This is a genomic window from Caldicellulosiruptor obsidiansis OB47 (genome assembly GCF_000145215.1).
Classification (GTDB): domain Bacteria; phylum Bacillota; class Thermoanaerobacteria; order Caldicellulosiruptorales; family Caldicellulosiruptoraceae; genus Caldicellulosiruptor; species Caldicellulosiruptor obsidiansis.
Map to the genome: position 1 here is coordinate 1,693,824 of NC_014392.1, position 26,745 is coordinate 1,720,568.

General features: G+C 36.5%; 29 protein-coding genes. 2 read left to right on the forward strand and 27 right to left on the reverse strand.

What is annotated here, in order from left to right; translation table 11 throughout:
* Window positions 1–32: 32 nt before the first annotated feature.
* The 20 genes from deoC to COB47_RS08065 form a co-directional block, all read right to left on the reverse strand.
* Window positions 33–695, reverse strand: a complete 663-nt coding sequence (gene deoC, locus COB47_RS07970; RefSeq protein ID WP_013290867.1) for a deoxyribose-phosphate aldolase — start codon at window positions 693–695, stop codon at window positions 33–35.
* Between the two features lie 20 nt (window positions 696–715).
* Window positions 716–2,041 (reverse strand): pyrimidine-nucleoside phosphorylase, encoded by a 1,326-nt coding sequence (locus tag COB47_RS07975; protein ID WP_013290868.1) that lies wholly within the window; start codon window positions 2,039–2,041, stop codon window positions 716–718.
* Between the two features lie 18 nt (window positions 2,042–2,059).
* Window positions 2,060–2,230, reverse strand: coding sequence for a XapX domain-containing protein (locus COB47_RS07980; RefSeq protein ID WP_013290869.1), 171 nt, complete (start codon window positions 2,228–2,230; stop codon window positions 2,060–2,062).
* A 28-nt stretch (window positions 2,231–2,258) separates the two neighbouring features.
* Window positions 2,259–2,675 (reverse strand): cytidine deaminase, encoded by a 417-nt coding sequence (locus COB47_RS07985; protein WP_013290870.1) that lies wholly within the window; start codon window positions 2,673–2,675, stop codon window positions 2,259–2,261.
* A gap of 3 nt (window positions 2,676–2,678) precedes the next feature.
* Window positions 2,679–3,410: a GntR family transcriptional regulator gene (locus COB47_RS07990; RefSeq protein WP_013290871.1), complete on the reverse strand. Its 732-nt coding sequence runs from the start codon at window positions 3,408–3,410 to the stop codon at window positions 2,679–2,681.
* Between the two features lie 24 nt (window positions 3,411–3,434).
* Window positions 3,435–4,364 carry an ABC transporter permease gene (locus COB47_RS07995; protein ID WP_013290872.1) on the reverse strand — a complete coding sequence of 310 codons (930 nt, stop codon included), beginning with the start codon at window positions 4,362–4,364 and terminating at the stop codon, window positions 3,435–3,437.
* Window position 4,365: 1 nt separating this feature from the next.
* A complete protein-coding gene (locus tag COB47_RS08000) occupies window positions 4,366–5,439 on the reverse strand; it encodes an ABC transporter permease (RefSeq protein ID WP_013290873.1) in 1,074 nt (357 codons plus the stop codon).
* Between the two features lie 6 nt (window positions 5,440–5,445).
* Window positions 5,446–6,957, reverse strand: coding sequence for an ABC transporter ATP-binding protein (locus COB47_RS08005; protein ID WP_013290874.1), 1,512 nt, complete (start codon window positions 6,955–6,957; stop codon window positions 5,446–5,448).
* A 19-nt stretch (window positions 6,958–6,976) separates the two neighbouring features.
* A complete protein-coding gene (locus COB47_RS08010) occupies window positions 6,977–7,711 on the reverse strand; it encodes an S-methyl-5'-thioadenosine phosphorylase (protein WP_013290875.1) in 735 nt (244 codons plus the stop codon).
* A gap of 112 nt (window positions 7,712–7,823) precedes the next feature.
* Window positions 7,824–8,846, reverse strand: a complete 1,023-nt coding sequence (locus COB47_RS08015; RefSeq protein ID WP_013290876.1) for a BMP family lipoprotein — start codon at window positions 8,844–8,846, stop codon at window positions 7,824–7,826.
* A gap of 171 nt (window positions 8,847–9,017) precedes the next feature.
* Entirely contained in the window at window positions 9,018–9,746 is a 729-nt protein-coding gene (locus COB47_RS08020; protein ID WP_013290877.1) for a type 1 glutamine amidotransferase, read from the reverse strand.
* A 2-nt stretch (window positions 9,747–9,748) separates the two neighbouring features.
* A complete protein-coding gene (locus COB47_RS08025; RefSeq protein ID WP_013290878.1) occupies window positions 9,749–11,089 on the reverse strand; it encodes a Mur ligase family protein in 1,341 nt (446 codons plus the stop codon).
* Between the two features lie 92 nt (window positions 11,090–11,181).
* Window positions 11,182–12,057 (reverse strand): site-specific tyrosine recombinase XerD, encoded by an 876-nt coding sequence (gene xerD, locus COB47_RS08030; RefSeq protein ID WP_013290879.1) that lies wholly within the window; start codon window positions 12,055–12,057, stop codon window positions 11,182–11,184.
* A 54-nt stretch (window positions 12,058–12,111) separates the two neighbouring features.
* Window positions 12,112–12,588: a hypothetical protein gene (locus COB47_RS08035; RefSeq protein ID WP_013290880.1), complete on the reverse strand. Its 477-nt coding sequence runs from the start codon at window positions 12,586–12,588 to the stop codon at window positions 12,112–12,114.
* A gap of 139 nt (window positions 12,589–12,727) precedes the next feature.
* Window positions 12,728–13,042, reverse strand: coding sequence for a hypothetical protein (locus COB47_RS08040; protein WP_237698886.1), 315 nt, complete (start codon window positions 13,040–13,042; stop codon window positions 12,728–12,730).
* 8 nt (window positions 13,043–13,050) lie between these two features.
* A complete protein-coding gene (spoIIP, locus tag COB47_RS08045) occupies window positions 13,051–14,181 on the reverse strand; it encodes a stage II sporulation protein P (protein WP_013290882.1) in 1,131 nt (376 codons plus the stop codon).
* Window positions 14,182–14,278: 97 nt separating this feature from the next.
* The gene (gene gpr / locus COB47_RS08050) at window positions 14,279–15,262 is read right to left on the reverse strand and encodes a GPR endopeptidase (protein ID WP_013290883.1); all 984 of its coding nucleotides are present in this window, start codon (window positions 15,260–15,262) and stop codon (window positions 14,279–14,281) included.
* A 135-nt stretch (window positions 15,263–15,397) separates the two neighbouring features.
* A complete protein-coding gene (locus tag COB47_RS08055; protein WP_013290884.1) occupies window positions 15,398–15,571 on the reverse strand; it encodes a small, acid-soluble spore protein, alpha/beta type in 174 nt (57 codons plus the stop codon).
* Window positions 15,572–15,649: 78 nt separating this feature from the next.
* Window positions 15,650–17,050, reverse strand: a complete 1,401-nt coding sequence (gene ypeB / locus COB47_RS08060) for a germination protein YpeB (protein WP_013290885.1) — start codon at window positions 17,048–17,050, stop codon at window positions 15,650–15,652.
* Between the two features lie 29 nt (window positions 17,051–17,079).
* A complete protein-coding gene (locus tag COB47_RS08065; protein ID WP_013290886.1) occupies window positions 17,080–17,637 on the reverse strand; it encodes a cell wall hydrolase in 558 nt (185 codons plus the stop codon).
* A gap of 116 nt (window positions 17,638–17,753) precedes the next feature.
* Here COB47_RS08065 and COB47_RS08070 point away from each other — a divergent pair, with 116 nt between their 5' ends.
* Window positions 17,754–18,866, forward strand: coding sequence for an MGDG synthase family glycosyltransferase (locus COB47_RS08070; RefSeq protein WP_013290887.1), 1,113 nt, complete (start codon window positions 17,754–17,756; stop codon window positions 18,864–18,866).
* Window positions 18,867–18,889: 23 nt separating this feature from the next.
* Here the strand turns inward: COB47_RS08070 and COB47_RS08075 are convergent, their stop codons facing one another.
* A complete protein-coding gene (locus COB47_RS08075; RefSeq protein ID WP_013290888.1) occupies window positions 18,890–19,789 on the reverse strand; it encodes a M23 family metallopeptidase in 900 nt (299 codons plus the stop codon).
* Between the two features lie 153 nt (window positions 19,790–19,942).
* Between COB47_RS08075 and COB47_RS08080 the strand changes: the two genes are divergently transcribed.
* The gene (locus tag COB47_RS08080; RefSeq protein ID WP_013290889.1) at window positions 19,943–20,215 is read left to right on the forward strand and encodes a hypothetical protein; all 273 of its coding nucleotides are present in this window, start codon (window positions 19,943–19,945) and stop codon (window positions 20,213–20,215) included.
* 44 nt (window positions 20,216–20,259) lie between these two features.
* Here the strand turns inward: COB47_RS08080 and COB47_RS08085 are convergent, their stop codons facing one another.
* From COB47_RS08085 to COB47_RS08110, 6 genes are read right to left on the reverse strand one after another with little or no spacing between them, the layout of a single operon-like run.
* Window positions 20,260–21,531, reverse strand: coding sequence for a PDZ domain-containing protein (locus COB47_RS08085; protein ID WP_013290890.1), 1,272 nt, complete (start codon window positions 21,529–21,531; stop codon window positions 20,260–20,262).
* Between the two features lie 17 nt (window positions 21,532–21,548).
* Entirely contained in the window at window positions 21,549–22,742 is a 1,194-nt protein-coding gene (locus COB47_RS08090; protein ID WP_013290891.1) for a S41 family peptidase, read from the reverse strand.
* 15 nt (window positions 22,743–22,757) lie between these two features.
* Window positions 22,758–23,897 carry a murein hydrolase activator EnvC family protein gene (locus COB47_RS08095; protein WP_013290892.1) on the reverse strand — a complete coding sequence of 380 codons (1,140 nt, stop codon included), beginning with the start codon at window positions 23,895–23,897 and terminating at the stop codon, window positions 22,758–22,760.
* 44 nt (window positions 23,898–23,941) lie between these two features.
* Window positions 23,942–24,826: a permease-like cell division protein FtsX gene (gene ftsX, locus COB47_RS08100; RefSeq protein WP_013290893.1), complete on the reverse strand. Its 885-nt coding sequence runs from the start codon at window positions 24,824–24,826 to the stop codon at window positions 23,942–23,944.
* Window positions 24,783–25,502, reverse strand: coding sequence for a cell division ATP-binding protein FtsE (gene ftsE / locus COB47_RS08105; protein ID WP_013290894.1), 720 nt, complete (start codon window positions 25,500–25,502; stop codon window positions 24,783–24,785). The genes ftsX and ftsE overlap by 44 nt, the downstream gene beginning before the upstream one ends.
* 23 nt (window positions 25,503–25,525) lie before the next feature.
* Window positions 25,526–26,620: a PucR family transcriptional regulator gene (locus COB47_RS08110; protein ID WP_013290895.1), complete on the reverse strand. Its 1,095-nt coding sequence runs from the start codon at window positions 26,618–26,620 to the stop codon at window positions 25,526–25,528.
* Window positions 26,621–26,745 lie beyond the last annotated feature (125 nt).

Below are 26,745 nucleotides of genomic sequence, written 5' to 3' on the forward strand. Positions count from 1 at the left end.
ACCTCCAAATACGAAGACTTAAAAGTTATTTTTTATTCGCCACCCACAATTGCAACACCATTGCTTGTGCCGATTCTGCTTGCGCCTGCTTGTATCATCAAAAGAGCATCCTCAAACGTTCTGATGCCACCCGACGCTTTAATTTTGACCTTGCTACCGACAGCCTTTCTCATAAGAAGTATATCTTCATACTTTGCACCGCTTTTAGAAAAACCTGTTGAAGTTTTCACATAATCAGCGCCTGCTGCGGCTGCAATTTTGCATGCTTCTATCTTCTTTTCATTGTCAAGTTCAGACGTCTCAATTATTACCTTTACTATTTTATTTGAATACTCTTTTGCAACATCAACAATGCTTTTTATCTCTTCGTAAACATAATCCGTGTCACCACTTAGCATAGCTCCAATATTTATAACCATATCTATCTCATCAGCACCGTTTTCAAAAGCTTCTTTTGCTTCAAACACCTTTGTTTTAAGAGTGTTTGCGCCAAGTGGAAACCCTATCACAGTTGCCACTTTGACATTTGACTCTTTCAAATATTCCTTACACAATTTTACATAATAAGGATTCACACAAACTGAAGCAAAAGAATATTTTAATGCCTCATCGCAAATCTTTTTTATATCTGCAGGTGTTGCAGAGGACCTTAAAAGTGTGTGGTCAATAAACTTTGCAATCTCTTCTCTGGTCATCATGTTCCCCTCCACGTAATTTAAAATTCAAAAACATTGTCTTTTGTTATCTTTGCAAATATTACTTTTCTTTTTGGAACAGGCCTCTTAGAAAACTCAAATGCAGTTTTCACATCTGAGATGGCTTCTTCAAGCCTTTTTTCATCATTTGCATAGATTTTAGCATATGGCATATTCTTGGCTATTTTATCTCCTATTTTACCAAAAAGTTGAATTCCAACCGCATAGTCAATTTTGTCTTCTTTTCTTTGTCTTCCTGCTCCAAGTTTTAATGCGCAAAGTCCAAGTTTGAGTGCATCAATATCTTTTATATACATATCTTCATCGCATTTTAGTTCATAAGTATATTTGGCTTGTGGCAGCAAAGAATAATTGTCAACTATTTCAGGGTTTCCACCTTGGTTTTTTATAATTTCTTTAAACTTTTCAAGAGCATGTCCTTTTTCAATGCTCTCAATTGCTCTTTCTTGTGCTAATTTTTTCTCCTTTTCAACTCCAGCCATAATTATCATCTCAGATGCAAATTCAATACAGAGATTCTTCAAATCTTCATGTCCTCTGCCTTTCAAAACTTCTATTGCTTCAATAACCTCAAGAGCGTTGCCAATCATAAGGCCAAGCGGCTGGTTCATATCTGTAACATAAGCGATGGTTTCTCTTCCTGCCAAAGTTCCAATCTCAACCATAGTATTAGCAAGCTCTTTTGCCTTTTCATACTCTTTCATGAAAGCACCTTTGCCAAACTTGACATCAAGTATTATTTTGTCGCTCCCAGCTGCAATCTTTTTGCTCATGATAGAAGATGCAATAAGTGGTATAGATTCAACTGTAGCTGTGACATCTCTCAAAGCATATATCTTTTTGTCTGCAGGAACAAGGCTTTCTGACTGCCCAACAATTGCTGCACCAACTTTATTTACAGCTTCTATAAACTCATCTTCTGAAAGCTCAGTTTTAAAACCTGGGATTGACTCCAACTTGTCAATTGTCCCACCTGTGTGAGAAAGCCCTCGTCCTGACATCTTTGCAACCTTTACACCGCAAGATGCTGCCAGTGGTATTAAAACCAAGGTGGTTGTGTCAGCAATACCACCACTTGAGTGTTTGTCAACCTTGATACCATCTATACTGCTCAGGTCTACCATCTTGCCTGATTTTGCCATGAGCATGGTAAGTGCTACAAGCTCTTCTTTTGACATCCCTCTAAAATATATAGCCATCAAGAAAGCAGACATCTGATAGTCTGGAATTTCACCTTTTACAAACCCGTTTACAATAAATTCAAGTTCTTCTTTGTTTAAGATATCTCCATCTCTTTTTTTCCTAATAATCTCTGTCACCAGCACGCCTTTCACCTTCTTGTTTTACTTTGCTAACAACTTGAGAATTTGCTCAACAAAAACAGCTCCCAAAAATATTCCAAATATACCCATTATACCTGCAAGTGCATTTGGGGCAGGAATTGGAAGCTTTAGAAGTTTAAATATAGCACCGACAATAAATCCTGTGATAAGAGAAAGAAATACTACTTTCACCTTGGATAATCTCCCTCCCACCTTAATTTCATCTTTCTTTCAAGTCAAATCCGTATGGCAAAAGCTCTTTGCTATTAGTCTCTATTACTTTTGTCATATCACAATTTGAAAGATAAATGGTGCTATTTCTTGCAAGTTCAAATATCACCTGTCTGCACGCACCACACGGCGATATAGGCTCATTCTCAGGACCGATTATATAAAGAGCTTTTATTTCACTTTCACCTTCTGATATCGCTTTAAAAATTGCAATCCTTTCTGCACACATGGAAAGTGGATATGAAGCATTTTCGACGTTGCACCCTGTGTACACTTTGCTACTGTTTCCAACAGCTGCTGCCCCAACCTTGAAACAGGAATACGGTGCATATGCCTTTTTTTGAGCTTCTTTGGCTAAGGTCAAAAAATATATAATTGTATCATCAACATTGTCCAAGTACTTCATTTTTTAAACCCTCTTTCTTACAATATAGAACCTGAATTTTTTAGGTGAAAAATAATTCGATGAATACAAAATAGGAACATCATTTTGGTCGAAGTGAATCTGGTCAAGTAAAAGAACAACATCGTTCTTTTCAAGCTCAAGCTTTTTATACACATTATTTTTCTCAGCAAGCATAGGAATGATATCAGAGATTGCATATGCAATATATATTCCCATGGTATCATTCAAATAGTCAAACAACGACTCTCCTACAAATTTAAAATCAAATGGAAACAACTTTGCAGGAAGTCTATCAACACAATAAACAACAGGAATATTCTCTGCAAGTCGAACTCTTTCTATTTTGATAATCTCTTCAGTTGTTGATATTCTAAGCATATGAGCTTCCTTTGCATTTGGATATGTTTTAGTAACAACTATATCCTTTGTGTGGGGTTTATACCCTTGCTTTTCCATTAGCTTCGTTATACTCTGGAGCTCTTCCATCCCAGATTGTAAAATTGGTCGTGATGATACAAAAGTTCCTACACCATGTTTTCTTACAACATATCCTTCTTCTTCTAATATTCTTAAAGCCTCTCTGAGCGTTGCTCTGCTCACGCCAAAAAGCTTTGCAAGTTCCAGCTCAGAAGGAAGCTTGTCACCTTCTTTAAATTTTTCTTCAATGAGTTGCTTTAACCTCTTTAATACAAGTTCATACCTCTGGGGATATCCTACTAATTCAAAACTTTCCATTGAGAGCGCACCTCACTCTCTTTTCTATTTTTTAGGCCTGTAGGGAATACCGTCGGCAGCAGGTGCAACGCTCTTGCCACCTATTCCAATCAATGCTAATATTGTAACTACATATGGTAGCATCATGATAATGTTTTTTGAAATTGAAGATTCTTGCAATGTATAGCTCAGAGCTGTTGCAAAACCAAACAAAAGTGATGCTAAAAATGAGCCAACCGGTGTCCATTTACCAAAAATCATGGCAGCTAAAGCTATATAACCTCTTCCTGACGACATCTCAGGTGAAAAACTGTTCAAAACACCAATTGATAGATAAGCACCACCAAGTGCTGAAAATGCCCCGCCCAGAATAACGCCTAAGTATTTCATCTTTACAACATCGATACCTGCTGTCTCGGCAGCTTCTGGATTTTCGCCCACAGCTCTAAGCCTCAAACCTATGGTTGTCTTGAACAAGAACCACTGGCTAAGTATTATCAAAACAAACATTATATAAACCATCACATTTTGTCCGCTCAATATCTGTCCAATTACAGGGATTTTATCTATCGCAGGTATTCTAACATCAGGAAGTTTGGGTGTGTCAAAAGGTGTTCCTTCAGGACCATATATAACATTAAAAAGATAAGCAGTGATACCAGATGCAAATATATTAAAAGCCATACCAAGGACTATCTGGTTTGCATACATTTTTGCAGCTGCCCATGCAAACACATATGCTACTAAAATACCAGAGATTACTCCCGCTAAAAGTCCAAGCCATGCATTGTGAAAGTATGCTGAAAATGCAACAGAAACAAATGCCGAAATTAGCATTATCCCTTCCATAGAAATATTGACAACGCCAGCTCGTTCTGAAAAAGTACCGCCAATTGCCGGAAGTGCAAGCGGTACTGCCATTGCAATGGTTGACGCCCACAAATATGGGTTTGTAAAAATACTGAGTATATTCATCTTATTCTTGCCCTCCTACCGGTTGTAACTTTGTTTTTCCGGTTCTAATCTTTTCCATAATAATCCTATAAAGCTCTTCAATTGCAATGAAGAATATTATAAGTCCCACAACAACATCGGCAAGCTGACCAGAGATATTTGTTTGCATCTGCATTTCCTGTGCACCTGTTGAAAGTCCTGCCAGGAAAAGTGCTGCTATTACAACACCTATAGGATTGTTGTTTGCAAGAAGTGCAACAACTATAGCAGTATAACCATACCCTGATGTAAAGCTATCATATAGTCTGTACTGAACACCCATTATCTGAACAGCACCAGCAAGACCAGCAAACGCGCCCGAAAGCCCCATAGCCAAAACAAGTTTTTGTGCAACGTTCATGCCAGCATACTTTGCAGCTTTGATATTAAACCCTACTGCTCTGAGTTCATAACCTAATGTTGTTTTGTACATGAGAATATAAACCACCACAACTGCCAGAATTGCAATGAAAAGTCCACTTGACAGCTGTGTATTTGGTACCAAAGTACTTAGCTTTGCACTGTTTTGAATCACTGGTGATTGTGGTATTGTTCCTTTATCCATCATTGGCCCGCCTTCTAATAGATAGTGGCTAAAATAGATAGCTATATAGCTCATCATCATAGTTGTGATAACCTCATGAGCACCAGTGTAAACCTTTGCAAGCCCAGGAACAAGCCCACCCCACAGTGCACCTGCTATCATAGCGCACACAATTATTAGGGGAATGTGTAAAAACCACGGAAGACCCTTTATCTGATATCCAAGATAAGTTGCAACAATTGCGCCTATCCAAAACTGTCCTTCAGCACCAATATTAAAAAGCCCTGAAGAAAATGCTATTGCAACCCCAAGCCCAGTTATTATGAGCGGTATTGCGTTTGTCAGGGTTGTTGCAAAGTTCATTAAGTTCCCATATGCTCCACTAAAAAGAGCGATGTATGCATAAATAGGATTTTGTTTTGCTGTGATTAATATTACTATCCCACCTACAATCATGGATATAAAAATAGCAATAAGTGGCATCAAAATACTTTGCAAAACCTTTTTTACCATCACCGTTTAGGCCTCCTTCTTTTTCTTGCCTATCATCAAAAGTCCTATTTGTTCTCTTGTTGCGTTTTTGCTGTCTATAATATCCATAATTTCTCCAGAATACATTACAGCAATCCTGTCAGACAGGTTCAAAATCTCATCAAGCTCTAATGAAACAAGCAATATAGCTTTGCCACTGTCTCGAAGTTCAATCAGTTTTCTATGGATGTACTCTATAGCTCCCACATCCATTCCTCTTGTTGGCTGAACGGCAATTAAAAGGTCCGGACTGCTTGAAAACTCTCTTGCCAAGATTACCTTTTGCTGATTGCCACCTGAAAGGTTCTTTGCAAACAGTTTGTAATCAGGAGGACGCACATCAAATTCATGTATAAGCTTATCAGCCTCTGAGATTATTGCTTTATAATTTAAAAAACCCCTATTAGAATATGGTTTTTTATAATACCTTTTAAGGACAATGTTTTCTGCCACTGTAAAGTTCAAGACAAGCCCATCCTGCTGTCTATCTGCAGGAATATAAGCAATCCCTTTTTCGTAACGTTTGCGGGTGGGAAGATTTTGAATCTCTTGCCCGTTGAAAATTATTCTCCCTGTTGATGAAATAAGGCCAACAATAGCTTCTACAAGCTCATTTTGACCATTTCCATCAACACCCGCTATACCTAAAATTTCTCCTCTTCTTACTTCAAAACTTACATCTTTGACCTTTTCAACACCGTTTTTTAATTTAACCGAAAGGTTTTCAACTTTTAGTACAGTCTCACCTAACCGTGGTTTATTCTTTTCAACAACAAGTTTAACTTCTCTTCCAACCATCAAGTTTGCAAGTTCCTGTTCGCTAGTTTCTTTGGTGTTCAGGGTCTTTATTGTTTTTCCTCTTCTCATAACAGTCACTCTATCTGAAATTTCCATAACCTCATCAAGTTTATGGCTTATAAACAGTATTGATATTCCCTGGGCTTTAAGGTTATTTATAATTTTAAAAAGCTCTCTTGTCTCTTGAGGTGTTAACATTGCTGTTGGCTCATCAAGTATTAAAAGTCTTGCATCTCTATAAAAAGCCTTTAATATCTCCACTCTTTGTTGCATACCAACGCTCAAATCTCCGACCTTGGCCTTCGGATCAATTTCCAAATTATATTTTTTCGAAATTTCAAGAATTTTCTTCTCAGCCTCCTGAACATTAAATCTAAAACCTTTTGGCTCAAATCCCAAAACAATATTTTCAGCCACCGTAAACACAGGTATTAGCATAAAATGCTGATGAACCATTCCTATTCCTTTTTCAATTACTTCATGAGGACCTTTGACCTCAAGTTTTTGCCCCTCAAAATATATCTCTCCAGAATCAGGAGTGTAAAGACCATAGATGATATTCATTAAAGTAGACTTTCCAGCACCATTTTCCCCAAGTATGGCATGTACCTCACCTTTTTTGACATCCAAACACACATTATCATTTGCTTGAATATTACCAAATCTCTTAGAAATACCTTTAACCCGTAAAATGTACTCCATATTCATGTCCCACCTGTCTTTATATTCTTTTTATTATTTCAATGATAACTTTTTTTAGCTTTTCTATATTTTCAGAAAACACTCTTAAAACCTCTTCATGTGAAACAGGTTTTATATTCGGGTCATCTTCTAAGCCAGCATCATAGTCTGTTACAAGAGTTATATTTAAATACTTTATTCCAAGCTCATTTGCCAAAGCTACCTCAGGATACTGAGTCATTCCGATAACGTCAAACCCCATCTTGGAATACCATCTGCTTTCAGCCAACGTTGAAAATCGCGGTCCCTGAATAACCACACATGTACCTTTTTTGTGAAATCTAAAACCAAGTTCTTCTAAAACCTTGATTGCAATCTCTCTCATCTCTGGGTCATATGGGTGAGCCATCGAAGTATGTCTTACACTCCCAATATCTGAAAATGTGTCATCACGTCCCCACGTTCTGTCAACAAATTGGTCAACAATTACAAAATCACCTGGTGAAATTTCTTTTTTTAGACTCCCACAAGCTGTTGAGGAAATAATTCTTTCAACGCCAAGCTGTTTTAATGCATATACGTTTGCTTTATATGGCACTTTATGAGGAGGATAAATATGTTTTTTACCATGTCTTGGTATAAAGGCAACTTCTTTCTCTCCCACCTTTGAAATTGCTATTCTATCACTTGGTTTACCATAAGGTGTTTCAATTTCTATCTCTTTAACATTTTCCAAAAAAGAGTAAAATCCAGAACCACCTATTATTCCTATCATATGGATTAGAACTCCTTTCTGTTTAACTCCCTATTCAGTATATTACTGAAAGGCCTGCTGTAAGATTATTCCCTGCCCAGCAGGCCTTTGAAAGTTACACAATATTACAATATTATTTTACTTCTGTTGGTATCTTTATCTTACCAGCTTTTATATCAGCAATTACTTTATTTATCTTGTCGCTCACACTCTTTGGGACACCTTTCATAAATGGAGCAAGTCCAACACCGTTGTTCTTAAGTTCAAAATAAACAATACCACTCTTAAACTTACCGTTCAATGTATCTTTTATAATGCTATATGTTGCAACGTCAACTCTCTTCATCGCAGAGGTCACAACAGTATTTGGTGCAACATAGCTTTGGTCTGAGTCAACACCGATTGCATAAACTCCCTTTTCTTTTGCAGCCTGGATAACACCAAGACCTGTCTGTCCTGCAACTTGAAATACAAAATCTGCACCTTGTGCTATCTCAGAAAGAGCAACCTGTTTACCTGATGCTGGGTCGTCAAACTTGCCAGTGTATTTGATTATAACTTTTGCATTTGGAATCTCGCTCAAAACACCAGCTTTAAACCCTGCAATGTACCTGTCAACCGGTGGAATTTTCATACCTCCTACAACGCCAAACACGTTCTTTCCAGTTGTCTTTGCAAACTTTGTCTTTTCAAGCGAAGCAACAGCAACACCTGCCAAATACCCAGCTTGTTCTTCCCTGAACATTGCCGAAACCACATTTGGAAGATCTGAAATTTCAGAGTCGATAATCAGGAACTTTGTCTTTGGAAACTGTTTCGCAACTGTAACAACTGCATCGTGCATCATAAAACCAACTGCAACGACCAAGTTATAATTCGCTTTCGCAAGCTTTTGTAGATTCGGAATGTAGTCTGTCATCTGCTTTGACTGAATAAGAGTTGTTTTGATTTTGAGTTCTTTCTCGGCCTTTTTCATTCCCTCATATGCCGATTGGTTAAAACTTCTGTCATTGACACCACCAACGTCTGTAACAAGCCCTACCTTGAAATTTGCATTTGACGTTGAACCACTTGCCTTGTTCCATGAAACATTTAAGCTCAACAAAAGCGCTGCAATTACAACCAGACTCAAAACCACATATAACTTTTTCTTCATAAAAACAAACCTCCTTTTTAATTTTTAGATGTCAGACATCTAATATCTGACATCTGACATTACTATTTTATAATCTTTGTTCAAAAAAGTCAATATGAAAATTTATAAAATTGTGAATTATAATTATAAAAGGCTGCCTCTGAATAGCAGCCTTTTGCCATAATTATTGTTTTACATATACAATTCTTTTACCTTGTTATGAGCCATATACTCTAATGTATCATTTAATCTCTGAAATTCTGAGCTATCTAAAGCATACTTTCTTTCAAGAACTTTTTTGAGCATAAGGTCTGCAATATGCGGATTCTTAGGAAGAAGAGGTCCGTGCAGATAGGTGCCTATCACGTTTTTATAAATCAGCCCTTCAAACCTATCCTTCCCGTTGTTACCATAACCTTTTAAGACCTTGCCAAAAGGCTGATAATCATGATAGGTTCTCCCACCATGATTTTCATATCCCACAACTGTTTTTGGAAACACATCTAAGCTTGTTTCAATTATAATATTACCAATAAGTCTTTTCCCTTCAGCCTTTGTTATAAAATCCAGGATGTGAAGACCTTTTATTGTTCTGCCACTCGAATCAACATAAGCCTCTCCTAAAAGCTGATACCCTCCACAGATTGCAAGGAGGCAAACTCCATCTTCAATAAGACTCTTTATAAGTTCTTTTAAATTCAAAAGATGTGAATACACAATAGATTGTTCCCTGTCCGACGCACCACCAAGCAAGATTATATCTGCATTTTTCAGGATTTCCTGGTTTGAGTCTAGATTGTATTCAAAAATGTTTACTTTTATACCTCTCCAGACACATCTTTTCTGTAGACAGATAATATTGCCTCTATCCCCATACAGGTTTAAAACTTCTGGAAACATATTTACAATATTTATCTCCATTTTCATCCCATCCTTTTTGAAAGCTCATCCACTATTTTCTTTACTTCAAAAAGAGCAGTGTATGTTGGAAGAATATAAACCTTCTTAATATCTTTTAGCTCAAAAACCTTGTCCAATTCTTTTTTGTAGTCAATAAATTCAAAATTAGCAAGCATATATTCACTATATTTTACTCTCAAAGCCATATCTTCTTTTCTCTTGCCACCAAAGTATAAAGCTTTGATGTTTTCTATCCTGCACAAGATATCAAAATCAGCATCCCAAATCCAAGAGATATCCTTGCCATCTGCAGCATTGTCGTTGAGGATAAACACAATTGCCTTAGGATCGGGGTCCTGGCTAATTACGCTAAGTGTCTCGCTCATGCCTATAGGATTTTTTACAAGTGATATTATTACTTTTTTGCCGCCAACTTCTTTCTTCTCTAACCTCCCAAGCTTATTTTCAAATGTTTCTATTCCTTCCTTTATTCTTTTCTCTTCAACACCAATTAAAACTGCTACCGAGATTGCTGCACAGACATTGTACAGATTATAAACGCCACCCATTTTCCATCTAATGTTCTCAATATGTATACCTGTTTCCCTGTCAACAAAGTCAAAAACAAACCCTGCCAAATCTTTTCTTATGTTTGTAATGACAAACCTGCTTTCAGGATTTTTATAACCACACACTAAGCATTTATACTTACCAAGATGTCCAACATTATAAAACAAATATTCAAGCTTGGTATTGCACATGGGACAGAAACGTGAATCTAATGTGACATTGGTTCTTCGGCTAAGCACGTTTTCATCAACACTATAAAACACCTTTTTTTCACCGCTAAAACTTGCCAAGTTTGGGTCGTCTGCATTTATTATAGCCAAAGCTTGTCCAATATGGCTTAAAATCAGCTCTTTTACTCTGTCAAGCTCACCGTATCTGTCAAGCTGGTCCCTGAACACATTAGTTGTAACAAATATATCTGGTTTTAAATATCTTGTTACAACTGGCAGTGAACCTTCGTCAACTTCAAAACATGCAATATCATAACTTGACCTGAAATTATTAATAAAAGAGCTCACGATGCCATTTGCCATATTTGAACCTTTTAAATTAGAAAGTACAATTTTATCATTACCAATTAGCCAGTTTATTATATTGTTTGTAGTTGTCTTGCCATTTGTGCCCGAGATAAGTATCTTCAGTTTGCTTCTTTTATCAATTTCTTTCATAATCCCTGGATAAATCTTCAGGGCAATCTTACCCGGAGCGCTTGTCGCATCTTTGCCAAAAAGCTTCAGCATAAGCTTAACAATCATCCCCAGCAAAATAGCAATGTAAAGTCTTATATTTTCCAATTATCTCATCTCCTACTTTCTGAAAAGATTTGCAAATATACAAAAAAGCAAGGCACTGCCTTGCCCCACATATTTTCGAAATAAAACTCCTATTATGCACGTGGATGAGTTTTTTGATACACCTCTTTTAGCTTAACATTTGCAACTTGAAGATATCTCTGTGTTGTGGAAATATCAGCATGCCCAAGCATTTGTTGAACAGCTCTCACATCTGCCCCATTTTCAATAAGGTGTATGGCAAAAGAGTGTCTTAGCACATGCGGTGTTATTTCCTTATCAATTCCAGCACTTTGTGCATAGAACTTTACTATCTTCCAAAATCCCTGTCTTGTCATTCTCTCACCGTTGAAGTTCAAAAACAGAGCTTCTTCATTTTTACTTTTTGCAAGGTAAGGCCGCGAATGACGTAGATACTTTTCCACTGCCGAAATGGCATATGAACCAATAGGAATTACCCTGTCTCTTTTCTTGTTTTTGCAGATGATATATCCGTGCTCAAGGTTTATATCATCAAGATTGAGGTTTATAAGCTCGCTTACCCTGATACCTGTTGCATATAAAACTTCAAGCATTGCTTTGTCTCTTATTCCCTTAATATCCTCTTCCTTTGGACATGAAAGAAGTTTTTCCACCTCGTCTCTAGTAAGTATCTGAGGTGGATTCTTTTCAAGCTTGGGAGGTTCAATCTCAATTTTCCCAATATCGATAATTTTTTGAGTTTTCAAAAAATCGTAAAATACCTTGAGTGAAACAATTGCTCTTGCAATTGTACTGTTTGATTTCCCACTCTTTTGCATACTGATAATATATGCTATCAAGGTTGCCTGAGAAGTATTTTCAAGTTTTATCTTCATGTTGTCCAAAAATTCTATGTATTTTTTAGCATCCCGCAAATATGAGCTTATGGTATTTTGTGAAAACCTATTCTGTTTTTGAAGATGATCACAAAAAGCTTCTATAATACTCATCTATCTTCAAATCCCCTCTTATTGGTAAGTTCCTGTATACAACTTATGGCAATCTCATATTAATCTACATGCAAGTTTTGCCACTATATTGTCAACCAACAATATCCCGCATACTAAAAGTAATATAACCAATCCTACCACAGCGGTTGACCTTTTATCTATTTTTACCATTCTGTCTTTAAAGAATAACATTATAAATGAATACAGAATAAGTATAATCAAAAATATGAAAACAATCAATTCTTTTAATAGTATATAAGACAAGAAGAATGCAAGCCCATGTATATTATACACATAAAAAAATATAGAGGTGGTAAGCCCAAAAGCAAATCCTTTAAATATTACAATTCCTATGTTCAAAAACTGCATGTACCTGTGAAGGTTGGAAAGTCCCCATATACACAGGCAGACCAATATTACCCCTGCTGAGGAAATCAAAACATTTTTCCAATAGGCATCTCTGTCCTGTTTAGCCATATTCATTGAAAGTGAAACAAAACTCGAAAGCTGGTTTTTCTGGTTTAAATCCATTCCTAAAAAAACTTTATGCCGAAAAATATACTAAGTACGTACAAAAGGAAAATAGATACAATTAAAAGTTTTATTTTTGTCCTCATTGTTAGCTTCTCTTTTGCAAGAGTTTATAGTAAAATAATATGTCAATCTCATTTTAATTATTCCCTACCAGAGAAAATAGATACCCTTTTGATTTAAAAATGAGATAGTTTGTCTTTTTATAGAAGCGGTTTGGCAAATTTTTGCTAATCTTGATTGAAAACCTTCCACCTGCGAATTTCAAATTAACGTTATCGTAGCTGAAAAGTATTTTGAGGATGTACTCATCGTGTGGCAGCAGTTTTTGCTTGCTCAGCTCAACTATAAAGAGCATAATCAAAAAGAAAACCACTACCAAAATCAGCCCTCTTCTTATCCTTTCGATAAAATTTTTATATTCACAATACCTTTTGTATCTACTTCTTCTCAAACCAACATTCACCTTCCCATGATGGTATTATCCAATGCATTTGCAATAATCTGACAACTTCTTAAAGCTTCTTCCAATGTATTGCCATTGCTACCAACTTCAATGATTATCGCATATGGTGATACATGTTGATTGTACCGCGCAGCAGAAAGGTTTATAGGTCTTGTAATCTGAGGGCATATTTTGCTGAGATTTTTTTGAAGATGTACAGCAAACAAAAGGTTTTGTCGCCAAAATGGATGAAAAAGACCAAGTTTGTCTGTCCCCACAACAAGCATAACTTTTGCAACCTCATATCCAAACACAACTGTTGAAACCTTCATCTTCTTTGAACCACTTCCAATAGCATCTCTGTGCAAATCTATAAAGACTTTTATATCAGGATGTTCACTTTTATATTTCTCTATTACCTTCAATGACCTTGAATAAGAACCCTTGTATTCTGGATAATCATTTATTTCCTTGCTGTGATAAACCTTATAACCATACTGTTTTTCCAAGATCTTCTTCAGCTCTTCCCCTACTCTCACAACATTGTAGTTAAAATCAAGCGTTCTGTCTGTTGACCCGGGTGTGTATACAAGGCTTTGGGAAAAAGTATTATAGCTTTCTGTTGTGTGAGTATGGTAAATCAAAATTGATGGTTTTTTACCATTGAAGATTTTGAAGCTCGTTTTCAAAAGAGTATCAACATCAACCTTATAATCTGTTTGGTTCATGACCTCTATGTTGTAAAATCCACTTTTTTGAGTGCTGTTTTCGAAGTATTTCTGAAATTCAATGTACTCATTTTGGCTTTCAATCTGGCCATTTTTTTGTGCTTTCTGAACATCCTGGTTATAATCTATTACAATGGCATCATCTTCATACGTAGGCGAATCCTCAATCTCTTGAACGCTTGTAGCTGCAAACAAAGGATAAGAAAATCTTATTAGGTTTTCAATCTTAAAAACTTCATTTGCGGAACCGTCAGATAAAATGGGCAAATTAAAAGAAATTATCTCTTTTGAATACCTGAAAATCACTGCTCTTGCTGTTTGGTTGAAAAAGATTAACCTTTCAACTAAAAAGCCAGTGCCCAGTATAAAGAATATAGTAGCTACCAATACTATCTTTTTAAAATCAACAACCTTAACCATTTAAGTTATTCAAAACTCCTTTTAAAACCTTTGCTTTCTTCTTAAAACTTTCTTCTAAAATTCTTATTCTTCAAGCCCCCCATTTATTACAATTCCATCAATTTACATATCTATACTCATCATTTTCTTTTACTTCTGGGTGAATTGCCATATTTATTCCGTCTGCAATCACAGTTGAAATGTTCTCAACAATCCTGTCGATGTCTTTTGGTGTCACAAAGAGATTACCATAGTAAGGGAATATAACCTCTTTGATAAGATTAAACCTGTCCTCTTCAGGAATACTCTCCAAAAGCATATAAAGCGGCGATGATCTGTCTGTTTCGTTTTTCAGCCTTTCAATCAGAAGGTCTATAGCATCATTTGCAATAATTGCTGCGTCAACAACCATAGGAACACCAATTGCCACCACCGGAACACCAACTGAATCTTTTGTAATACCCTTTCGTTCATTTCCAATACCTGAGCCGGGAACAATACCTGTATCTGCAATCTGGATAGCAGTTGATATCCTCTCAAGCCTTCTTGAAGCAAGTGCATCAATTGCAATTATTAAATCAGGATGTATCTTTTGAACAATACCGCTTATTATCTCGCTGGTCTCAATTCCAGTTATACCTAGAACACCTGGCGATATTGCGCAAACAGAGCGTATTCGCCTGTCTTGGACTTTTTCTGGCACAAACTCAAACAAATGACGTGTTATCAACACCTTTGACACCACTTTTGGCCCTAAAGAGTCGGGCGTAACATTCCAGTTGCCAAGTCCAACAACAAGCACAGTAGATTTTTGTGACACATTTATTAAGCTTTCAAGCTCGTTTGCCAGTATCTTTGAAACTTTTTCCTGGACCTCAAAATCTTCATCGCGCAGCCCATCAGCTTCGATTGTGATATAATTGCCCATAGGCTTTTGCAAAATTGCCTCACCCTTTATAGAGTTTATCTTGACCTTTGTGATCTTTATTTTATCGTCAAATTCTTTTCTCTCTTCGACCTCAACACCTTCTATCTCTCTTCCAATTCCTTTTTGGACAAGTTCTCTCGTCTCAAGAGCAAGGTCTGTGTGAATCTTGAACATTAGATTCCCCACCTTTTTTTAAAACTTTTCCCTACAAATTATTGTTTGCACTTTTGAGTTTATTTAACCAAAAAGCATGTTAAAAGGGAACTGCAAGATTATATTCTTGCAGCCCCCTCCATTTATAAAAGGGGGTTATTGCCTTTCTTTCAAGGCTCTTTCTGCCATCTCGATCGCTTTTCTGACAATGTTACCACAGTCGCGCGATTTTACTTCTCCCCAACCGTACTTCGATACTGTGTCGTACACTCCAAGTTCTTTTGCTATTTCCATTTTGAGCTCCTCTGACATGATCTTTTGCCTTGCCAGGTTAATCGCCCCCTTTGCGGTTTTATCACCGCATATCTTAGTTTGTTCAAAAACAATTCAATTTATTATTCCATTTACTTACATTGACAAAATTCCATTAGGGTCTTTAATTATCTCCAAGATATTTTCTTCCTTCCCAGTGGTTGCATTTATATAATCAGCAAAATATTTGCCATCGTATTTGCCTAAAAATTCATATGTGAAGACTTCTTTTCCAGAATCAAGTGGAATTATAGCAAGTGATACGCTTTGCACATCAAAATTTTTGCTAATAAAGTTTCTTGCCTGTTTTTCAGATATTGCAGGTTTAGGAATCTTCCTTGAAGTGTGGGACATATAATATGCTGTTGCATCAAACCCTACTATTTGTCCCGTGTCAAGAGCAACTCTAACTTTCACCATATCGGGGTATATCTTAACACCATTTTGCTGATAGATATAATTTATCAGGGCAGTGTTGTCCTGTTTTAGATAAAAGGTGTCAATCACGTTAGCAAAACCTTTTTCAATTAAAAACTTTTTAGCATTTTCCTTTGCTTTCGCAACACCTATTTTTGGGGAAGAGGAAGCCCTGTTGTCAATCATCCAAATTACTTTGCCGCCTTTTTTAGAAATAGCTATTGTAATTGACCTGTCGCGAATTCTTCTGTCAGGGATTATCTCAAAAGTATAAACCTTTATTCTATCTCCAGAAAGTCCTAAATAGTTGATTATATCAGCTCTTTTAAGATTTAAAAAGTTAAGTGCAATCTTCTTGGCTTGTTCTTTGTTTATAAGCTTTTCTGGAAGCCCTTTTGGAGTTTGGCGACTGATGTGGTCAGAAAAAGGTCCGTCATATATCAAAGTTGGGTAGTCTTTAAACCCTGCCTCAACTGCCAGCATCCTGCTGCTTGTAACATTCTGGGCAATCCTTTTGAATCTTGACGTCCCAACTACCCTGACTTCTCCCCATCTCAGTCTTCCCTGACTTATCTCAATTGCAAGCTCGTTCAGGTTGTTGCTGAGTTTATCTGCATATGTTCGAAGTTTTTTGAGCTGTTGTCTTTGAAGCAATGTCTCTTTTTTGCCGCTCATAAGCTGTTTTGAAAGTGAAAAACTAAGATCTCCAACTTGGGTAAGATACTTTGCTGTCTTTTCTAAGGCGACATTATTCTCAATAGGAAGCTGAGAAAGATTCTCCTGGGCTGCAAAAGCGTTTCGCCACACCTCGGTATACAAAACTGCTCTTTGCCTGTCATCGCCTGACACTTCAGCTTTTGAAAGAAGCGCTTGGATGTTTTGAACATAACCTACCATGTCGAAAAATGCTCTGTGCCACATATTGGTAAGATAGTTATGATAATTTGCTTTCCCTTTATACTGGTTTACTCCCCAAAGCGCTACAATAACTAAAATACCAAGTGTGATTGCCATCACGCTCCAGAGCCTAACACTTTTTAGTCTTTCCCTAAATTCTTTATATCCACCTAAAATGCTCAAGTTAATCTCACCTCTCTAGTTTATCGATTTTATTTTGCAAACCTGTGCTTGCCAATGACAAGCATAACTTTCCTACTCCAAATCCATTTGTTTGTTGTCTTTGCAGGATTGTAGTAATATATACAACCATTTGTCGGGTCCCATCCATTTAACGCGTCCCTTGCAGCTTTTAGCGCTGTTGGTTCAAGCTTTGCATTAATTTGACCGTCGGATACACAAGTAAAGGCACCCGGCTGATAGATAACACCGCTGATTGTCTTTGGAAATCCGGGGTGTTTTGTCCTGTTTATAATCACAGCCCCGATTGCAACCTGGCCTATATAAGGTTCTCCTCTTGCTTCACCATTTATAACTCTGGCCAGAAGATATAAATCTTTATTCTGGTAGCTTGTTGACCCCTGAGTTTCAACAGATTCTTTTAAAACCTCTTTGTCAGTGCTGTCTAATGCTTTTTCAAGCTTTCTCTCAATATTCTCATAGTTTGCTCTTTTTATATCGTAAATAAGCTTTGCAGAAAGAATACTTAGGATAAAGCTCATAAAAAGAAGCAGGATAAAAAGTGAATATCTTTTTAAGAGTTTACCCATACTGCAAACCCCCAAATATGAATTTTTCTAAAATTATTTTTTGTAAGCTCATTTTTATTATTCAAAATTAGCGGTAAAATAAACTTAAAGACTTGTAAGGGTGGAGGAAAAAACAAATGAAGGTTTTGATATTAAGTCTTGATGCAGGTGGAGGACATTTTGCTGCTTCAAATGCATTGAAAACTGCCATTTTACAAAAATACCCTGACTCACATGTGGAAATTGTGGATACCCTAAAAATTATAAGTCCCATACTGGACAAGCTTGCCGTAGGAACATATCTGAGGGCAATTAAATCAGTACCGTTTATCTACGGCCTTGTATATGACTCTACAGACAAAGAACCACCAACTCGTTTCAGCAAAACACTGTATGAAAAGTTCTATTTTGCCTTTTATAAACTCTACAATATTATCTCAGAGCTGAAACCTGATATAATAATTGGTACTCATCCATCACCTGTTGACATGGTTGCCCAGCTCAAAAAAAGAGGTAACATAAGCGTACCAGTAATAAGCATCGTCACTGATTTTACCATTCATCCATACTGGATAAACGATTTCGCCGATTATATTATTGTTCATCACCAAAACTTGGTGTATGAAGCGGTCAAAAAAGGTGCCCAACAAAACAAAGTAGTGCCACTTGGAATTCCTATAAACCCGTCATTTGCTCAGAAATATGACAGAAAACAAGTTGTCGAAAATTTGAATCTGGAAGATAGACCAACAATACTTATAATGGGCGGAAGTTTAGGGCTTGGAAACATAGAAGAGATTGTCGAAAAGGCCTGCACAATATGTGATAAAAACTATCAAATAATTGTTGTTGCAGGAAAAAATAAGGCTCTCAAAAATGCTTTGGAAGAAAAAAATTTTGGAAGAAAGATAATAGTATTCGGGTTTATTGATTTCATAGACAAGCTCATGGCAATAAGTGATATTCTCATCACAAAACCTGGGGGACTCACATGCGCAGAAGCACTATCTCGCAAACTTCCCATGATATTAATCTCGCCTATTCCTGGACAAGAAGAAAGAAATACTTTTTATCTTATAAACAACGGAGCTGCTGCGTACGTAAAAAATACTGAAAATTTTGATATAGTATTTAGCCAGATAATAAATAACCCTCAACGTTTAGAGCATATGAAACTTGCCTGCTCGTTTTTGGGAAAACCAAACTCGTCACTTGACATTGCGGAATTTATAAGGGGAATGGCAGGATAACTGCTCATTCCCCTCGCTTTTGTTCAATTTGTTTGAGGTAAAAATTTCAGCGGATTTTGATTTTCGCCATTGTAAAGTATCTCAAAGTGAAGATGTGGCGGGTCCATATACTCTATGTTAGAGCTTGTACCAACCTCTCCTATTTTCTCTCCTTGCCTTACAATGTCTCCTATCTGAATATCCTTTAAGTCTTTGAGATTGTAGTACTTTGAGATATACCCATCTCCGTGGTCAATCACAATATATTTGCCATAAAGAGGATCTTCTCCTAAATCAATAACTGTACCGTCAAAACAAGCTTTTACATCGCTACCTTCTTTGGCTTCTATGTCAATTCCAGGGTGTTCTGTCCACTCATCAAGAGTTTTTGAATATACAAGCGACTGGTCAGAAAACTCTCTTATTACCTTTCCAATGGTAGGAAAGATTGGCTTGAAGTCAACAGGGTTTATAATCTCAACATCATTCTGGCTTGTACCAGTTCCAATCTGGATGTTTGAATCCATCTTTTTGTTATCTTGTTTCTTAGAGAAGGCAGAAGAACTTTTGTTTTTATTATTGCTATTTTTAGAATTATTTTTTGATTGTGTAGGGCGGATAGTAGAATTTGAATTACTACTATTTTTATTATCTTCTCTTTTCTCTTTTGAACTTATAGATATAGAACCCTCTTTTTTCAAATCATCCTGTTTTGTTACCTCTGTAGAACTTTCCTGCAGCTTAGGTATCTCGGACAATTTAACCTGTTTGTTTAAAGACTGCTGGTTTTCTTGATTTTGTTCTACCTCGTATTTTGTAAAATCTGTAGTGGCAATGGTATAAACCGAAAATCCGATTACCAGCAAACATACAGCCACAATAATATAAAAACCTTTGGTATCAAAAAAATCTAAAAGCCTATCTTTCCAGTTTTTCTTGTTCACAGTTCTGCACCTCCTTCTATAAAAGTATTTTTGCCATCCATTGCTTTGGTTATACATAAATAGAAATTGATATCCATAAATTTTCTTTGAATATCTTCTTTGAGTTTGATATCATAACATTACAAAACAAGATTCCAAAGAAGGTGCAGAGAGATGGAAAAGGAAAGGGAAAAGGAAAAGAGCAGGAAAAGATTTTTGCAAAAAATCTCTACCTATTCAAAACAAATCTTGCTTATAATAAGCCTTATTTCCATTGTGATGGCACTGATAGGAATAAAGTTTTATATTTTGTCATTGCACTATGTATCAGATAAAGTAGACCTGAAAGTCTTGGCCCAAGGATTTTTGCAAAATTCAGTCTACATATTCATTGAAGGACTTGGTGCAGCAATCTTGGTGGACTTTCTTGCAAAAACAAAAAATTAAAGGGCAAAGACTTAAAGTCCTCGCCCTTTAATTTTTGCTGGATTTCAACTTTTGTTGAACAAAAAATTTTTTACTCTTCTTGCAATATTTTTTATAAATACAAAGTATCCATCAGAATCAAGTTGATAATTCGCATTTACACTTTTGGTAATAACTATTATTCCTAGATTTTTTATTCCATTCTCATAGTCCTGATAATATAGCTCTTTCATCTTTCCTCTTTTGTCCACAGCTTTTACCCACAGGTAAATCTGAGCGTCAGAAAATATTCTTTCTATATCCTCCTCCTTTTGAACTTGAATACCATTTATAGAAAGAATAACATCACCCGGTTTTATACCCATCTTGGCTGCTACACTGTTTTCTTCGACATATAACACCTTTATTTTATTTTCCTCTGCTTCAAATATTGAATCTCCTTCTTTTTGTCTCTTCTGCTGATACAGAATAATCCCTTCATGAGCAATGGGAGCAAACAAAGCCGCCACCCACTTAAAAGCATAGACTTTGTATGAAAGTGCGCTCATAGCAAACAAAATAACGCTGAAAATGCTTAAAATCCCTGCGCTTTTCCTGCTAATCACAGCTGGTTCATCTTCTACCGCCAAATCCCCGTATCCAAGTGCAGCAACAATAGGAGTCATAAGAAGCATAGCATTTGGCAAAAGATTCTGTGGTTTAAAAAGAGGCCACCATGAGGGTTCAAACAGCTCAATTTTTACAACCTGCGCGGTGGTCTGATAGTTATACGCAATTATTACCATCGGTATAGCCCAGAACCTTTGCATAAGGTAAGCACCAGAAGTTGAAAAAATACCTTCTTTTTTCCTTATTTCAATTACAATAGGTATTGCGCCACGAAAACCGTCCAAGAAAATTAAAAGACTTTCAACAAAATGAAGTATTGCCACAATCACCAGTATCCCTGAGATATCAACAGCTGGTCTTTTGAAGATGAGAGATATCACCGAAATAATTCCCGCCGCATACGAAAAACAAAGATATCTTGGATTTATTAGTGCAAGAATCAAAGCAATATACCAAAGATACATAAAACTATCCACATCCACTACTATGCCAAAAAACAAAGTAATTAAACTTACTATATAACCTCCTACAAGTCCTGCGATAGAAGACTCCACAACCTTGTAAAGAAGGCTGACTCGGTTGTGCCCGAGCACAGCCTGTTCAAATTCCTGTTCTCTTCTGTACAAAAAAGAAATCAAGATTATTACCACCCAGAAGTTCCAGCTAAAAAGAAGCCGAAATATGCTCAGTCCTGTCAGTTCAAATATTTGCCAGAAAAACTTTAACATCACATGCACCTCAAATTTTAAATCTTTCTCTTCGAAATCTCAGCCTTTAAAATCTCAATAGCTTTCTTCAACTGCAAGTCTTTACTCATTGGAACATTCATTTTGTCCTGATACTCTTTGGGCTGGGCTACTTTGACGTCTGGTTCTATACCCTTTTTGTGTATATACGCTCCGCTTGGCAAAAGATACTGGCTTACTGTTATTTTTATTGCAGAACCATCTCCCAGGTCAAATACCTGTTGAACAACACCTTTGCCAAAAGTCTTCTCACCAACAATTTTTGCTCTTTTATGGTCTTTTAAACACCCGGCTAATATCTCTGAAGCTGACGCCGAATATCTGTTTGTAAGGACAACAAGGGGTGTTACCGTGTCCCCATTTTTGTATGACTTGAAATACTCTTTATGATTGTATCTATCTTTAAGATAGACTATAAGCTGTCCTTTCTTGAGAAAATTGCTTGCAACATCAACAACAGACTCTAAAAGCCCGCCAGGGTTAAACCTCAGGTCAATGATAAGTCCACGGCAGCCAGAGCTTTTGAGTTTGTCATAGCTATTGTAAAAATCCTGAGGAGTATTTTCATCAAAGTTGGTAATCTTGATATAACCTATATCGTTTTCCAAAATGGAAGAAGACACTGTCTTTATTTTTATCTCATCTCTAACAATCTTAAAGTCGATAGGCTTTGAACTGCCATTGCGCAAAATTGTAACTGTCACGCTTGTTCCTTTTGGTCCTCTCATCAAACTTACTGCCTTTTCTATATCTTTGGAAGTCAAATTTATCCCGTTTACTCTTATAATCTTATCTCCAGGTTTTATACCTGCCTTGTACGCGGGAGAACCTTCAAACGGTGTTACAACCTCAATATAACTTTCACCTGGCTCTATTGTTACGCCTATTCCAAAATACGTGCCTTTGCTCTGTATCATAAACTCCTCAAATTCTTTTTTTGTAAAATACTCTGTGTATGGGTCATTTACGCTTGCGGCAATTCCATCTATGGCACCGTCTAAAATTTTCTGATCACTGATATCCTTAGGCTCATAATAGTACTCTTTTAAAAGCCTTATAACTTTAGACAACTTGGGATTAGTTACTAATTTGTTTGCATATATAGGACTTCCAAAATAGATATAAGTGGTCACAATATATGTGACAATTGCAGTAATTAGAATTATTGCAAAAGTTTGAAGTCTTTTTTTCATGCTCTTTTCAGCTCCTTACCTTAGGAAATTGAGCGGGTCAGTAACATCTCCGTTTATTCTAACCTCAAAATGAAGGTGCGGACCGGTAGCATACCCAGTTGCACCAACATTGCCGATACTTTCGCCTTTTTTCACTTTCTGTCCCACCGCTACGTTGATTGAAGAAAGATGAGCGTAGAGGGTTGAAATACCACTACCATTATCTATAATGATAGTCTTACCATAACCAGACACCCATCCGGCTAAAATCACATCGCCGTCTGCTGCTGCTAAAACACTTGCTCCATATGGCGCTGCAATGTCTATCCCTGTGTGCATTTTGTTCTTCTTCAAAATTGGATGAAACCTCATGCCAAAATATGATGTTATCTCATAATATCCCTCAAGCGGCCACAAGAGCTTGCCACCTTTATATATGCGTTTTGTCTTCTGTCTTGCCAAAATCTCCTTTATTTTCTTGGAAAGCTCATTTGAAATCTCCTCTAAACTATCCAGCATCTTTTCCAATTTGTCTTGCTCTTTTTCAAGTTCCGACAAAAGCTTCTTCTTTTCATTTTGCTCTGCCAAAAGAGAAGCTTGGTAGTTTTCAAGCTCCCTCTTTTCTCTACTCAAGTTTTCCTTTAGCAGAACAAGTTCTTCTTTCTTATTTTTGATAGTCTCAATGCTCTTTGTGTACTCATTTAGTATTTGCTTATCATATTCAATTATATCGTTAAAAAGATACATTCTTGTAAAAAAATCTGAAAGGTTTTGAGAGTCAAGCAGCATTTCAATATACGATACAGAGACAGTATTTAGCTCATAAATACATCTTATTCTCTCTTTGAACTTTTCATAATACATTTCTTTTCTTTTTTCTTCTTCTTTGAGCTCAGCCTCTGTCTGCAAAATCTTGTTTTCAACAGATGCAATGTTTGCTTTTAAACTTCTTATTTTTCCTTCCACATCATCAATCTTCTTATCAAGCCCATCTATTTGTGATAAAATTTGCTGCTGTTGTTTTTTAACCTCTACTATCTTCTGCTGTGTTCTTTGTTTATTCTTTTCAATAGATTTCAGCTTGTTTTGATATTCTTTTAAAGTGCTTGATACAGCAGTTTCAAAAAAGATAACAAATACAAGCAAAATAGAAAAAATTTTTAGTCTAATTTTCAACAGCCAAACCCCCTCTTTTACAAAAGACAAAAGAGGCTTGATTTTTAGGCTTTTAAGTATCTTCTTAGAGAAATTAAGCTTCCCAGTATACCTACCATGCTTCCTGTGAGTATAAACACTCCTAATATTTTGTACTTGTAAATAGAAATATTGACAAAATCAATAAACGTAATGGTCTGTGAAAGATATCTTATTGCATAGTGATAAAATAGCAAAACAATAGCATATGCCAAAATCGAACCCAAAATACCTATAATAAAGCCTTCAACAACAAAAGGTCCGCTTATAAACCTGTTAGTTGCACCAATATATCTCATAATTGAGATTTCTCTGCGCCTTGCAAAGAGGGTTATTTTGATAGTATTGGCAATTATAAATATAGCAACTATGTAAAGACCCAAAATCAAAAGTATGCAAAAAAGATTTATTATCTTTAAAATCCTTCTCAATTTGTCCACTGTCTCCGAAGGAAAATAGACCTGAGCAACACCATCTAAACTCTCCAATTCTTCAGCAAGTTCTTTAGTATATTCAATTTTTACAGGCTTTACTACAAAGTATCCCCGCAGAGGATTGTCCTTTTCAAGTCCTTCAAGCAAAAATGAGTTTTTACCAAGCTTGTTTTTCAAATCTTGAAGAGCCATCTGCGGACTTATGTATTTAAACTCTCGAACCAAAGCGTTTTTCCTCAAATACTCCTCAATTACAACCGCTTTTTCTTCCTGACCTTTTTGTAGAATCACTCTTATATCAACCGTCTTTTCTATCTGCTGTGAGATATACTCAAGATTAATCCCGATTGCAATAAATATCCCAACCACAGTTAAGGCTGCCACCACTATAGAGATAGAAGCAGCAGCCATGGTCTTATTTAAAAAAATGTTTTTAAACCCGTCTTTGCAAAAGTACTTGATTGTCTGAAGACTCATAGCTGTAAACTCCTTTAGGTTGATCTTTCACAATTCTGCCACAGTCAATTGCCACAACCCTTTTTCTCATGCTATCAACAATCTCTTTAGCATGTGTTGCAACAAGCACAGTTGTCCCTCTTCTGTTAATATCTTCTAAAAGTTTCATTATCTCCCATGATGTGTCAGGGTCTAAGTTACCTGTTGGCTCGTCAGCCACAAGCAAGTTGGGCTTGTTTACAATTGCTCGCGCCAAGGCAACCCGCTGCTGCTCACCGCCTGAAAGCTCGTGCGGGTAACATTTTGCCTTGTGCGCAAGCCCTACCAAAGACAGAACATAAGGAACCTGTCTTCTGATGATTTTTGCAGGTGCTCCTGTTATTTGCATAGCAAACTCCACATTTTCATATACTGTTTTGTTGGGGAGAAGTCTAAAATCCTGAAATACAATTCCAATCTTTCTTCTGTAATATGGTATTTCCTTTTTTGGAAGCTGTGTAAGCTTGTACTCACCAACAATAATCTCTCCCTCGGTCGGGTCAATCTCTTTCAAAAGAAGCTTTACAATTGTAGATTTTCCTGCCCCGCTTGAACCAACCAAAAATACAAATTCACCTTTTTCAATGGTCAAATTAATATTTGTGAGCGCAAGCACCCCGTTTGGATACCTTTTGCTCACATTTATAAACTTTACCATTCTTTGTTCACCTGCAATGCTTTTTAAAATGTAATGTTACCCTTTGTATACTCTAAATACTGATTTACAAGCATAGCCATTTTGAAGATAATAGCATCTTCGAACTTTCTGAGGTCAAGGCCAATCATTCTCTCTATCTTGTCAAGTCTGTAAACCAAGGTGTTTCTGTGAATATAAAGCTGTCTTGCTGTCTCTGAGACGTTCAAGTTGCATTCAAAGAACATCTCAACAGTCTGTATTAGCTCGGGGTCAAAATCAGAAAGTTTTACATCCTTGAAGACCTCTTCCAAGAACATCTCACAAAGTTTTGTTGGCATCTGATATATAAGTCTTCCAAGGCCAAGCTTGTGATAGCTCACAATATACTTGTCCTTCTCAAAGATGTAACCTATTTTGAGCGCTGCTTCTGCCTCCTTATAAGACATCGAAAGTTCTTTTATGTCATCAACAACAGAGCCAATTCCAATATATGCTTTGAGCAACAGCTCTGAGTTGAGTGTGTCAAGTATAATCCTTGCAACCTTGTATGCATCCTCATCATTTGAACCCGGTTTTAGTTCTTTTATGAAAACCAGGATATTGTTGTCAAGCTGGATAATAAAATCTTTTGTGCTCTTTGGGAATATGCTTGTCAAAATCTCACCGATATTCACATCTTTAATCTCTTTTGCATTTGGAATATAGATAGCAAACACAACTCTTGTTGCACCTGTTGCGATGTGAAGTTCTCTTGCCTTTGTGTAGATTTCCCCCGGCAGGATGTTGTCATACAAAAGATTTTTTATAAACAGCTTTTTATCATACGCAGAAGCCGGCTCTTTTGCCTTCATCACAACAAGGTTTAACATGTCCAAAAGCTTTTCAGCATGAGGTTCTGTGTTGTTTATATAAAGAACATAGGTGTCTGTCTGGCTTCTGTAAACCTTGTATGTGCGGCCTTCAAATATCTCAAGGTCCGTATCAGTTTTTATCATGTCAATTGCAACTGTGTTTATTCTGTTTTGAGAAAGAGGATTTGAGCTGTAGATAACTCTACCATCAGCTTCAATATATCCAAATTCATCGTCGATGATGTCTTTTGCCTGCTCTAACACATCAATAACCTTTTGTGTCATCATACCTCAATACCTCACCCTTTTTCATAGTATTTTATAAATCTATTATACTTTTTTTCTTTGCAGTTGTAAAAGGTTTTTGAAAACAAAAAGCCCCTGCCACAGTTTTACCCCATGGCAAGGGCTCA